Source organism: Acidovorax sp. (genome assembly GCF_027492855.1).
Lineage (GTDB): Bacteria > Pseudomonadota > Gammaproteobacteria > Burkholderiales > Burkholderiaceae_C > Acidovorax.
Genome location: NZ_JAPUDY010000089.1, coordinates 1 through 12,234, shown reverse-complemented (window position 1 = coordinate 12,234; position 12,234 = coordinate 1). Strand labels below are relative to the sequence as shown.

Here is a 12,234-nt window from a genome sequence, read left to right as displayed (position 1 = left end):
GGCCGCATGTGGCGAGCCATTCGCTAATAGGACCGATATATGAACAAGATCGGCATTGGAATCGGGCTCACAGCCATATCAATTGGACTGGCTCTCATGGTGAGCGGTCAACGAATGTGCCGCACGAGTTGCTGGGTAGACGACGTGTTCAAGTTGCTTCTTCCCAAGGACTACGAGTTCTTGGCGGGAGGGATGCCGTCGCTCCTAATCGGGATTGCAATTGTTGCCCATGCCATTTGGAAGAGGCCGAAGCAGTGATGCCGTGTGCGGCCCAGGTCTTGAGGTAGCCACGCACTGAGGTCTATTACTCACACAAAAAGCCACCTGCCTCCCGCCAGCGATAAAGCTGCGGGATTCAGGTGGCTTCTTCTTTTAGCCGCAGGGTTGTTGGGCGCTACGCCTTCTTGTCCTCGGGCGTCACAAACCCGATAGGCCGCTTGGGCGGATCAGGCGGTGTGGTCAGCTCCCGCACGGCATCCAGCAGCTGGCGCAATTGCAACCGGGTGTTGCGGCTGAAGGTATCGTGCGAAAGCTCCAGGCTCTCCGTCCTCATCTCCAGCTCAGCCAGCCGCTTGGCCACATCGGCGTTTGTGGCCAGCGCCTCGCGCAGATGCACGAAGGCCCGCACCACATAAATCCCCATATCCACCGCCTGGGCGCTGGCCAGCACATTGGCCGCCTGAATCGCCCCATGTTCGGTGAACGCATAGGGCAGCACCTTGGAGAACTTGAGCTTTTGCAGGTGGTCGCAATTTGCGACCACCTCGGCCTTCTCGGCAGCGGTGAGCTGAAACAAGAAATCTGCCGGAAACCGCTCCCGGTTGCGCTTAACCTGCTCATTGAGCCGCTTGGTGGGCACCCCGTACAGCGCGACCAGGTCCACATCACCCCGCCCCTCAATCCCCCAGCAATTCCCCCACCGCCTTCAAATCCTCCACCCGGTCGCACACCGCCTTCACCGCCATCATCACCGGGATGCCCAGCAGCAGCCCCCACAGGCCCCAGAGCCAGCCCCAGGCCAGCACGCTCACGAACACGGCGACGGGGCTCATGCTGCTGGTGCGGCTGGTGAGCCAGGGGGTGAGCAGGTTGCCGACGAGGGTGTGGATGACCAGCGATGCGCCGCCAATGGCCAGCGCCATGTCGAGGGTGCCGAACTGCAAAAAGGCCACCAGTGCCGATGCGCCGGTGACCAGTGCCGAGCCGATGTAGGGTGCCAGGTTGAGCACGCCCGCCGCCACCCCCCACACCGCTGCGTTTTGCAGGCCCAGCGCCCAGTAGGCCAGGCCGGTGGCCACGCCCACCAGTACGCTGGTGAATACCTGCAGCAGCAGATAGCGCTGGATCTGGCTGGTAATGTCGCTCAGTACGCGGGCGGTGACCTTGCGCCGCTCCAGGCTGGTGCCAGCGATGCGCAGCAGTTTGTCGCGCAGCAGGTTGCCCGAGGCGAGGGCGAAATAGGTCAGGAACACCACCACCATGAGCTGCCCCAGCGCCGACATGAGGCCCATGGTGCCGCTCCAGAGGTAGTCGCGGATGTTGAAGGGCGGGCGTTCGACGATGACCCGCTGAACCCCCCGGCGTTGTGGGGCGGCGGCGCTGTTCTCGCTGGCGGCCTGTTCGATCTGCGTGGCGGCCTTTTGCATGGTGTCCAGCGGGCTGTTGCCCCCTGCGCGGGCCTTGAGGTTGTCGCGCACCTTTTTGGCGGCCACGGGCAGGGAGTCCACCAGTTGGGCCGCGCCGTCGCTGAGCGACCAGGCGGTGCTAGCCAGCCCCGAGACGATGGCGATGAGCAGTGCGCCCGCGCCCAGCCAGCGCGGGATGTGCGAGCGGTACAGCATGTCCACCGTGGGCCGCAAGGCCGTGGTGAGCAGCAGGCTGAGCATGATGGGGATGAACACTGCGCTGGCCCAGTGCAGCAGGGCCACGCTGGCGAACAGGGCCAGCAGCGCCAGCGACAGGTTGCGCACGTCCACCGGCATGTGGAGCATCAAAGGGGCCAGAGGGGTGGGGGGGCTGGCGGCCGCGCCAGGGGGCAAAATTGGCGGGGCGGGCTCGGTGTTGGGCGGCACGGGCTCCGGGCCCGTCGGCTCGGGGGCTGGTGCGGATGCGGGCGGCGGAAGGGGTTCGGCGGAGGGCGCAGTCATGGGGCGGATTGTGCGGGTAGTCGTTGGAACCTGCCTGTAGGCCGCTGGCGCATCGCGCCGTGGGAGGCAAAGTGCCACGCAAATCCCGCGTTGTTCGACCGATAGGGCGCGGCGCGCGCGCATAGCATCATGCCCATGCAATCCTCCGATCACCTTCGCTTGACGCGCGCGCGCAGGGGCCGACTGCCCTTGTGGCCCATTCTGGGGCTGGCCTTGCTGGGCGCGGGCTGCGCGGGGCCGGATGTTCCATATCCAGAGAAGCATGCCGCGTCGGGGCAGAAAACCCTGCGCGCCGTGCACCACTGGGATGTGCTGGCCGACGATATGGCCGCACGCATGGTCGAGAAGATGCGCGACTGGCCTTCGGGGGCGCACCCGATCTACGTCACGGCGAAGGCCGACACCCGCTTCAACCAGGGGTTTCGCAAGCTGCTCATGAACCGGCTGGCCGATCGTGGCGTGGCGGTGACGACGGAGCCATCCACCGTGCAACTGGTTTTTGAGGCACAGGTGGTGCAGCACCTCCAGCCTGCGTCGAGCGTGCTGGAGTGGACGCCGCTGGCCTCGGGCGTGAGCGTGGCGCGGGACGGCGTGCATTTCCATGGCGCGAACTCGCTGCGCCCGGCCGAGGGCGGTGAGGGCAAGGACGCAGACGCCAGCAAGATGGCGGCAGGCAAGGCGGCGTCAGAGGGCGATGTGGTGATCGCCTCGGGCAGTGCCTTTGGGGCGGCTGTTGCGGCCACGCAGATCCGCAAGGCCCCCGTGGCGCCCGAGGTTCCGGTGACCTACCCCCGCCTGGGCGCGCCGTCGCGCTCAGAGGTGCTGGTGACCGCTGCGCTCGAAAGCGGGGGGCGCTACTTGGCCGGGACATCGGATGTGTATTCCATCGTCCACGACGATGCCCTGTTGTATTTGCCCGCAGAGCCAAAATTTCCGGGGCCCGCGCCCGCGTCCATCAAGACGTGGCGGGTGGTGAGCCCATGATGCGCGGCCGAGGTTTGCCCTTGCGGGCGGCGGCGATGGCTGCAGTGATGGCGGCGCTATCGGGCTGCGCGAGCTATTACTACGGCGACGGCGCCTCAGGAGCGGGCCGCACCGGCGGGCAGCGCACCGCCATCATTGTTGCCAACCACCACGCGGCGGACATGCTGCTGCAGAACGCGCCGCTCGACCGGGGACACGCAGTGCTGGTCGCTACCTTGGTGAACGTGGACCGGCTGGGCGAGTCGTCCCGCCTGGGGCGTATTTTTTCTGAGCAGATTGCAGGTCGCCTGGTGCAGCAGGGCTTTCCCGTGACGGAGCTCAAGCTGCGCGACAACGTGGTGATGCAGCGCGAGCAAGGCGAGTTGCTGCTGTCGCGCGAGTTGCGCGAGGTAAGCCGATCGCACGATGCGCAGGCCGTGGTGGTGGGCACCTATGCGGTGTCGGCCACCGTTTTGTACGTCAGCATCAAGCTGGTCAAACCCGACGGCAACATGGTGGTGGCGGCGCACAACTATGCCGTGCCCATCGATGACAACGTGCGGGCGTTGCTGGTGGGGCGGTAGGGTCAAAGAGACCTTTCGGGACGTCTTATTGATGAATGATTTGCTATAAAAATAGTAGCTACTAGCGATTGATGATTGGGCGGTAGAGCACTGTTTTGCTCAATTTTTTCATCGCTCGAACTTCGCTCCCACGACCCGTTCGGGCTGAGCTTGTCGAAGCCTCGCACGCACACCGCAAGCCCTGGCTTCGACGGGCTCAGCCCGAACGGGTGGTGGGAGTCGAGTGCAGTCTAGGCAAATGGCTCAGCAAGCCATTTCGTTCAAATTTTCGGCACATCAATGCAGCATCAGCGCACCCGCCGTCTTGCTCTTGCCTGCACGGGCGGGCGGGTTGCACAGGCCGCAGGTGAAGTGGCGGTTTTCGTACAGCTCGGTCACGAATTGGCCGCTGCACTGTGAGCATTTGGTGCGCGTGAGCATGCCCGCGTCCACAAACTTCACCAGGCGCCAGGCGCGGGTAAAGGACAGCAGGGGCTCGATCTCGGCGGTGGCGACCTGTTCGTTGTACAGGCGGTAGGCCTTGGTCAGCAACTCCACCGCGTCCAGGTCCACGCCCTTGGACAGGTATTCGTAGATGTTGAGGAACAGCGAGCTGTGGATGTTCTCTTGCCAGGTCAGGAACCAGTCGGTCGAGAAAGGCAGTTGGCCCTTGGAGGGCGACTTGCCCGCGATCTCCTTGTACAGGCGGATCAGGCGTTCATACGACAGCGTGGTCTCCGACTCCAGCACCTGCATGCGCGCGCCCATCTGGATCAGCATCGCGGCACGTTCGATCTGCTTGGACTCGTTGAGAACGCTCTTGACGGGGGCCTTGGCGGTGGGGGTGGCAGTGGAGGAGGACATGGCGGGCTTTCCTTGGCGACGGGGTGCGGGGCGGGGAGGGAGGGGCGCTCAGAGCACTTCCGACACGCGGCTGGCCATCAGGATGTTGGCGTGCAGTGTGTTGGTGGCTTCGTTGCCCACCTTCTTGGCCGAGTGATTGGTCAAGAGGCTCCACACCAGGTTGTCGTCCACCCGGAAGCTGCAAAGAAGCGTGTTGCGGGAGGCCAGTTTCATCACTTGCGCTGCCGACAGAGATGCCAGAATATCGGCAGACTCTTCGTTCATGCCCAGACGGAACACGGCTTCCGCCTTGTCCTGGCGAATCAGGGTTTGGGCCAGCATCAGGTAAGTGAGGTTGGCTTCGCGGATTTCGGCGAGGAGTTGTTCGTTGGTCATGGCAGCTTCCTTTTTTCCAGTTCCCGGACCTTGCGTTGCCTGCCGTTGCAGGTTTTGCGTGATCCGTTGAAATGGATTGTGAAACCGCCCCAATCAGAAATTAAGTCGGGATTTGGCTGTGCCGCGCGTCTGGTTGTGCAGTGGGGTGTGTAGGAATTTGCCTTACAAGCCGCGCAGTTCCCCGGCGATGTTTCCGGGGAGCGGGCTTGCTGCGGCGGCCAAGGCAGGGCGTTGATTTCTGCTCATGGTTTTGATAGCGCCCGCAAAACCATCTTTTTTGCGCTTTTACAACCGTGGTGGTCTGCCAGGGGTGTTTTTTCGGCGACTCAGCCTTTTTCGACAGGGCGTGTGGGGTTGGAACACCACTCGCTCCAACTGCCTGCAAACAAGGCTGTTTTTCCGAGCCCTGCCACTTCCATCGCCAGCAGATTGGGCAGCGCGCTCACGCCGCTGCCGCACTGGTGCACCACGGTGGCCGGGTCGCGGCCTGCGAGCAGGGCGTCGAACTCGGCGCGCAGCACGAGGGCGGGTTTGAAGCGGCCATCGGCGCCGATGTTCTCGGTGAAGGGGCGGTTGAGGGCGCCCGGAATATGGCCGGCCACAGGGTCCAGCGGCTCCACTTCACCCCGGTAGCGTGCGCCCGCGCGGGCGTCGATCACGGTTTGTTGGCCGGGCTGCTGCAGCCGGGCCAGCACGTCGTCGGCCGTGGCCAACTGGCGCAGTGGCGGATTCAATTGGAAGTTCGATTGAAAGCGCGTGGGCTCTGCGCCGCTGGCCACCGCGCCGCCTGCGGCTTGCCAGGCTTGCAGGCCGCCGTCGAGCGCGGCCACGGCGTCGTGGCCCGCCCACTTGAGCATCCACCACAGCCGCCCGCAGTAGTTGGCGCCCTGGCGGTCGTACACCACGGCCTGCATGCCGTTGGCAAAGCCCACGCTGGAGAGCCACATCGCAAAGCGCTCGCGGCTGGGCAGCGGGTGGCGGCCGCCCGATGCGGGCTGGTCGGCCTCGTGCGCGGTGAGCGTGCCGGTGGCGCCTGGCGCGCCATGCTTGGCGCTCAGGTTTTCGTTCAAATCGGCATACACGGCGCCGGGGATGTGGGCCTGGCCATACTGCTGCGCGCCTGCCGTGGGCTGCGTCAGGTCGAAGCTGCAGTCAAACACCATCAGCGGCGCGCCGCTGGCGATGAGGGTTTGCAGGTCGGGGGCGGAGATGAGCGTGGTGTAAGTGGTCATCGGCGTTAGGTGGGCAAGGTGGCGGATGGGGGCGAAATGAACTCCATTGTGGCTTTCAATGCTCTTCCGCCGGTGCGCCGGGCGCAGCCCGCGCCCGCAAGATGGTGGCCACGATGCCGCTGCCCACGATGAGGGCCATGCCAAGCCAGCCAATGGGCGGGATCTGGTCGCCAAACAGCAGCACGCTGTAGATGGCGGCGAACACGATGCCCGAATACTGCAGGTTGGCGACCACCAGGGTGCCGCGCTGTGTTTTGGCGCGGGAGTAGGCGCGGGTCATGCACAGTTGGCCGCCAGCGGCCAGAAAGCCGATGGGCAGCAGCCACAGCGCGGGCCAGCCCGGCCAGGGGGATGTGCCCGTGACCAGCAGGGCCGCACCGCCCGCCACCGCCGAGCCCACCGCGAAATAGAACACCGTGCGCGATTCCGGCTCGCCGATGCGCGACAGCGTGACCACCTGCATGTAGGCAAAGGCGGCGGTCAGCCCGGACATGAGCCCGATCAGGCCCGCAAAGGCCTGGTTCTGGTCGAGGCTGGGGCGCAGCATCAGCACCACGCCGACAAAACCCACCAGCACGGTCAGCACCAGCGGGCCTTGCAGGGCGGGGCGTGGCGTGGCGGGCGAGGGGCGCCAGGCCAGCAGCGCGCCACCGATCAAAAAGGCGGCAATCCACACGCTGCTCATGTAGTTGAGCGTCATGGCCGTGGCCAGGGGCAGATGGGCAATGGCGAAGAACCAGGCCCCAAGCGATGTCACGCCCACCAGGCTGCGCCAGGCGTGCATGCCGGGGTACTTGGTGGCCAGCGACACCTTTTGCGAGCGCGCCAGCAGCCACAGGATGACGATGCCGATGACGCCCCGGTAGCACACCAGCTCTGCCGCGTTGAAGTAGGCCGATGCAATCTTGACGCACACGCCCATGCTGGCAAACAGGAACGCAGCCAACACCATCCAGAGAGCTTGCATGGGAATGTGGGGTTGAAATAAAAATAGCTACCAGCGCTGAGGGAACAAGCGCTGGCAGCTATTGTAATGAGAGCATTTTGGGTAATCGCCGTTACTCGCCAACGTTTACCTTGCTGTTCGACGGTTCGGTGACCTATGGCGCCAAGCGTAGGCCAAGGCCTTGAGAAACTGGCGCGACCCCAAGCCAGTGCCCCCGCGCAAGGGCCGCCCCGCCGCGCTGTGGGCGTCCCCCTTGGAGGAAGGCGCGAAGCGACTCAGGGGGGACTTCCCATGCTTTCGCGGTACCACTCGTGGAAGTGCTGCATGCCGTCTTCCATGGGGCTTTGGTAAGGGCCCACTTCGTTGTCGCCGCGCGCCAGCAGGGCCTTGCGGCCAGCGTCCATGCGTTCACCGATCTCGTCGTCCTCGATGCAGGTCTCCATGTAGGCGGCCTTCTGCGCCTCGACGAACTCGCGCTCGAAGGCGGCGATCTCCTCGGGGTAGTAGAACTCCACCATGTTCAGCGTTTTTGTGGGGCTGATGGGGTGCAGCGTGGACACTGTGAGTACATGCGGATACCACTCGATCATGATGTGGGGGTACAGCGTGAGCCAGATAGCGCCGTACTCTGGCGGCTTGCCGCCCCGGTAATCCAGCAGGGCCTTGTGCCAGCGCTCGTACACGGGGCTGCCTGCCTTGCCCAGGCGGTTGGCCACGCCCACAGTCTGCACCGAGTAGTTCTTGCCAAACTCCCAACGCAGGTCGTCGCAGGTGACGAAGCTGCCCAGGCCCGGGTGGAAGGGGCCGACGTGGTAGTCCTCGAGGTAGACCTCGATGAAGGTCTTCCAGTTGTAGTTGCACTCGTGCAGCTCCACGTGGTCGAGCACGTAGCCGCCAAAGTCCAGGTCGGCGCGCGGGCCCATCTGGGCGAGGTCTGCGGCCACGTCGTAGCCGTTGTCTTCAAAAAGAAGGCCGTTCCACTCGCGCAGCTGGTAGTTGTTCAAATCCAGGCACGGGTCGTGCGAGAAATGTGGTGCGCCCAGCAGCTCACCCTTGGGGCTGTATGTCCAGCGGTGCAGGGGGCACACGATGTTGCCGCCCGCGTGGCCCTTGCCCTGGCCCGTGAGCGATCCTTTGCCCTTGAGCATCACCGCCTGGCGGTGGCGGCAGACGTTGGAGACCAGCTCCACCCCGCCCTGGGCGTTGCGCACGAGTGCGCGGCCCTCGCCCTCCTGGGGCAGTGCGTAGTAGTCGCCGGGGTTCGGCACGCTCAATTGGTGCCCCACATAGCGGGGCCCGCGCTGGAAGATGGTGCTGAGCTCGCGCTGAAACAGCGCATCGTCAAAGTAGCTTGAAACTGGTAGTTGGCTTGCGGCCTGCTGCAGTTGAAGACTTAAATCAGACATGGGTGACCTGACCTAAAGACTCCCCACAGGGAAGTGCGGGAGGTGCGCCGAAGCGCATCCAGAAAAAAGAAACCGGCTAGGGTGGGTAGCCGGCTCGACGGGAATGGGATTATAGGCGGTGGGGTTATTCCCGCATCCCAGCTACGTGTATTGAAAGCATTCGTTCTAGATGCAGGTCAAAACATGGGCGTGGCCGGGCTGTGCGGGCAGCGGCGCGGGGCCGCTTCTGGAGCATCGCGTCCATTCCGGCGGCTGCGCGCCCATGCGCCGTGGTGGTGCGCCTAAAATGGCCGGTTTTTCACCCGCGCTCTGCGCCCCGTCCATGCCCAAGGCCCCCGCCACCCCTGCGCCTCCCGCCGAACCCGCCAGCTACGAAGCCGCGCTGGAAGAGCTGGAGCAGCTTGTGGCCCGCATCGAGTCGGGCCAACTGCCGTTGGACCAGATGCTGGCGGGCTACCAACGCGGCGCAACCCTGCTGGCGTTTTGCCGCCAGCGGCTAGAGGCAGTGCAGGACCAGATCAAGGTGCTGGACGATGGCCAGCTCCAACCATGGACCCAGGAATGAGTGCAGTGCCCGTGCCGTCCGCCGCAGTGATGAGCGATCTTTCCCCGTTCGATGTAGCCCCCTGGAGCCAGAACCACCTGGCCCGTGTGGAGCAGGCCCTGTCGCAATGGGTGGGTGACGGTGCGCCCGCCGGGCTGGGTGATGCCATGCGTTATGCCGTGCTCGATGGCGGCAAGCGTCTGCGGCCCTTGCTGGTGCTGGCTGCGTACGAGGCCGTGTGCAGCGGCGCACCCGCGGCAGTGGTGTCTGACGAAGCGGCCCTGCGCGCCGCGTGCGCAGTGGAACTGATCCACGCCTACTCTCTGGTGCACGACGACATGCCCTGCATGGACAACGACGTGCTGCGCCGTGGCAAACCCACGGTGCATGTGCAGTTCGGCGAGGCCCAGGCCCTGCTGGCCGGTGATGCCCTGCAGGCGTTTGCGTTCGAGCTGCTCACACCCGACTGCAGCGCCATCGCGCCCGCCACCCAGGCCACGCTGTGCCGCCTGCTGGCCCGCGCTGCGGGCTCGGCCGGCATGGCAGGCGGCCAGGCCATCGACCTGGCCAGTGTGGGCTTGGCGCTGACGGAAGAGCAGTTGCGCCAAATGCATCAGCTCAAGACCGGCGCGCTGTTGCAGGGCAGCGTGCTCATGGGCGCTGCCTGCGGCCCTGTGGCGCCTGCCGCTTACCAGGCGTTGTCGGACTATGGCGCGGCCATGGGCCTGGCGTTCCAGGTGGTGGATGACATCCTGGACGTGGTGGCTGACTCCGCCACGCTGGGCAAAACCGCTGGCAAGGACGCCGCTGCCGACAAACCCACGTATGTATCGCTGCTGGGCCTGGAACGCGCCCAGGCGTATGCCCAGGAGCTGCTTCACGACGCGCATGCCGCCTTGGCCGCGAGCGGCCTTCCCGATACCCGCGCCCTGGCTGCGCTCGCCGACATGGTCGTGCGCCGCTCTTACTAGAATTTGAACAAAATTGGCCTCTGGCGCTTGTCCATCAAGCGCTAGCAGCTATTAAAAGAATAGTAAATGTCCACGACCTCCTTCCCCCTGCTCCAGACCGTCAACGACCCGGCAGACCTGCGCAAGCTCTCGCGCGCAGACCTCAAGGCGCTGACCGCTGAACTGCGCGAGTTCGTGTTGCAGAGCGTCTCGCAGACTGGCGGGCACCTGAGCTCCAACCTGGGCACGGTCGAGCTGACCGTGGCGCTGCACCATGTCTTTCACACCCCCGAAGACCGCCTGGTGTGGGATGTGGGCCACCAGACCTACCCGCACAAGATCCTGACCGGCCGGCGCGACCGCATGCACACGCTGCGGCAGATGGGCGGCATCTCGGGCTTTCCGCAGCGGGCCGAGAGCATCTACGACACCTTCGGCACGGCGCACTCCAGCACCAGCATCTCGGCGGCGCTGGGCATGGCCCTGGCCGCCAAGCGCAAGGGCGAGAGCCGCCACGCCGTGGCCATCATCGGCGACGGCGCGATGACGGCTGGCATGGCCTTCGAGGCGTTGAACAACGCGGGTGTGGCCGACTGCAACCTGCTCGTGGTGCTCAACGACAACGATATGAGCATCAGCCCGCCCGTGGGCGCGCTCAACCGCTATCTCGCGCAGCTCATGAGCGGCCAGTTCTACGCCGCCGCCAAGAACGTGGGCAAAACCGTGCTCAAGCCCATGCCCCCGCTGCTGGAGCTGGCCAAGCGCTTTGAGCAGCAGGCCAAGGGCATGGTCGTGCCCGCCACGCTGTTCGAGAAGTTCGGCTTCAACTACATCGGCCCCATCGACGGGCATGACCTCGATTCGCTGATCCCCACGCTGGAGAACATCAAAAGCCTCAAGGGCCCGCAGTTCCTGCACGTGGTGACCAAGAAGGGCCAGGGCTACAAGCTGGCCGAGGCCGACCCCGTGGCCTACCACGGCCCCGGCAAATTCGACCCCAGCGTGGGCCTGACCAAGCCCGCCACGCAGCCCAAGCCCACCTTCACGCAGGTGTTCGGCCAATGGCTGTGCGACATGGCCGCGCACGACACGCGCTTGGTCGGCATCACCCCCGCCATGCGCGAGGGCTCGGGCATGGTCGAATTTGAAAAGCGCTTCCCTGATCGTTACTACGACGTGGGCATTGCCGAGCAGCACGCCGTGACCTTCGCGGCCGGCATGGCCTGCGAGGGCCTCAAGCCCGTGGTGGCGATCTACTCCACTTTCTTGCAGCGTGGCTACGACCAATTGATCCACGATGTGGCACTGCAGAACCTGCCTGTGGTGTTTGCGCTGGACCGCGCAGGCCTGGTGGGGGCCGACGGCGCCACGCATGCGGGCGCCTACGACATCCCGTTCGTGCGCTGTATTCCTAACATGAGCATGGCCTGCCCGGCCGATGAGCGCGAATGCCGCCAACTGCTCTCCACCGCCTTCGAGCAAAGCCACCCTGTGGCCGTGCGCTACCCGCGCGGCAGCGGCACGGGCGTGGCACCGCTGGCGGGGCTTGATGGCCTGCCGTTTGGCAAGGGCGAGATCCGCCGCGAGCGCCAGGGCACGGACGCCAAGGCCCCGCGCATCGCCATCCTGTCGTTTGGCACCCTGCTATACCCGGCACTGGAGGCGGCCGAGTCGCTCGACGCCACCGTGGTCAACATGCGCTGGGCCAAGCCCGTCGACGAGGCCCTGCTGCGCGAAGTGGCCGAGCGCCACGACGCGCTGGTGACGCTGGAAGAGGGCGCCATCCAGGGCGGCGCAGGCAGTGCGGTGACCGAGGCGCTCAACGCCATGGGCATCGTGCGCCCCGTGTTGCAACTGGGCTTGCCCGACGTGTTCATCGAACATGGCGATCCGGCCAAGCTGCTGTCGCTGCAGGGACTGGATGCCACCGGCATTCGCAAGTCCATCGCCACGCGCTTTCTGGCAGACGGCGCCGTCTGATCCTTCCATGCGGCCGCATGGGTCGCAGGGGCTTGATGCGGCACAAGAACCCGTCTGCGCGAATGCTGGGCACTTGCTTGCAGAAGCCTGAAGGTGCGCGGCCCAGGGCGGATTTCGCGGGAAAACCCGCAAAAGCATGCGGGGGCATGTTTCTACAATGAGCCTCGGCTGAAACGAGTCCTTGGCTTGCCGCGCACAACGCGTGCTGCCCAAGTTTTGCAATCAATATATCGGAGAGAACCTCATGGATCGTCGTTCAATCAT

12 protein-coding genes are annotated in these 12,234 nt (G+C 65.1%); 5 read left to right on the top strand and 7 right to left on the bottom strand.

What is annotated here, in order from left to right:
• Nucleotides 1–394: 394 nt before the first annotated feature.
• Entirely contained in the window at nt 395–883 is a 489-nt protein-coding gene (locus tag Q0105_RS17370; protein ID WP_298213394.1) for an ORF6N domain-containing protein, read from the bottom strand.
• A gap of 13 nt (nt 884–896) precedes the next feature.
• Nucleotides 897–2,147, bottom strand: coding sequence for an AI-2E family transporter (locus Q0105_RS17365; protein ID WP_298213393.1), 1,251 nt, complete (start codon nt 2,145–2,147; stop codon nt 897–899).
• A gap of 135 nt (nt 2,148–2,282) precedes the next feature.
• On the opposite strand from Q0105_RS17365, the gene Q0105_RS17360 reads away from it, so the two are divergent.
• Nucleotides 2,283–3,131, top strand: a complete 849-nt coding sequence (locus Q0105_RS17360; protein ID WP_298213392.1) for a hypothetical protein — start codon at nt 2,283–2,285, stop codon at nt 3,129–3,131.
• Nucleotides 3,128–3,694 (top strand): FlgO family outer membrane protein, encoded by a 567-nt coding sequence (locus tag Q0105_RS17355; protein WP_298213391.1) that lies wholly within the window; start codon nt 3,128–3,130, stop codon nt 3,692–3,694. The genes Q0105_RS17360 and Q0105_RS17355 overlap by 4 nt, the downstream gene beginning before the upstream one ends.
• Nucleotides 3,695–3,970: 276 nt before the next feature.
• On the opposite strand, the gene flhC is transcribed toward Q0105_RS17355, so the two are convergent.
• From flhC to Q0105_RS17330, 5 genes are all read right to left on the bottom strand, one after another.
• Nucleotides 3,971–4,537 (bottom strand): flagellar transcriptional regulator FlhC, encoded by a 567-nt coding sequence (gene flhC / locus Q0105_RS17350; RefSeq protein WP_298213390.1) that lies wholly within the window; start codon nt 4,535–4,537, stop codon nt 3,971–3,973.
• A gap of 48 nt (nt 4,538–4,585) precedes the next feature.
• Nucleotides 4,586–4,912 (bottom strand): flagellar transcriptional regulator FlhD, encoded by a 327-nt coding sequence (flhD, locus tag Q0105_RS17345; protein ID WP_008902803.1) that lies wholly within the window; start codon nt 4,910–4,912, stop codon nt 4,586–4,588.
• 326 nt (nt 4,913–5,238) lie between these two features.
• A complete protein-coding gene (locus Q0105_RS17340) occupies nt 5,239–6,144 on the bottom strand; it encodes a sulfurtransferase (RefSeq protein WP_298213389.1) in 906 nt (301 codons plus the stop codon).
• Between the two features lie 55 nt (nt 6,145–6,199).
• On the bottom strand, nt 6,200–7,111 hold the full coding sequence (locus tag Q0105_RS17335; protein WP_298213388.1) for a DMT family transporter: 912 nt from the start codon (nt 7,109–7,111) through the stop codon (nt 6,200–6,202).
• A 254-nt stretch (nt 7,112–7,365) separates the two neighbouring features.
• A complete protein-coding gene (locus Q0105_RS17330) occupies nt 7,366–8,496 on the bottom strand; it encodes an aromatic ring-hydroxylating dioxygenase subunit alpha (RefSeq protein WP_298213387.1) in 1,131 nt (376 codons plus the stop codon).
• Nucleotides 8,497–8,818: 322 nt separating this feature from the next.
• Between Q0105_RS17330 and xseB the strand changes: the two genes are divergently transcribed.
• The 3 genes from xseB to dxs all read left to right on the top strand — a co-directional run bounded on the left by xseB (nt 8,819) and on the right by dxs (nt 11,970).
• Nucleotides 8,819–9,061 (top strand): exodeoxyribonuclease VII small subunit, encoded by a 243-nt coding sequence (gene xseB, locus Q0105_RS17325; protein ID WP_298213386.1) that lies wholly within the window; start codon nt 8,819–8,821, stop codon nt 9,059–9,061.
• Nucleotides 9,058–10,011 (top strand): polyprenyl synthetase family protein, encoded by a 954-nt coding sequence (locus Q0105_RS17320; RefSeq protein ID WP_298213385.1) that lies wholly within the window; start codon nt 9,058–9,060, stop codon nt 10,009–10,011. Before xseB ends, Q0105_RS17320 begins: the two co-directional genes overlap by 4 nt.
• 66 nt (nt 10,012–10,077) lie before the next feature.
• On the top strand, nt 10,078–11,970 hold the full coding sequence (gene dxs, locus Q0105_RS17315; RefSeq protein ID WP_298213384.1) for a 1-deoxy-D-xylulose-5-phosphate synthase: 1,893 nt from the start codon (nt 10,078–10,080) through the stop codon (nt 11,968–11,970).
• The last annotated feature ends 264 nt before the right edge of the window (nt 11,971–12,234 follow it).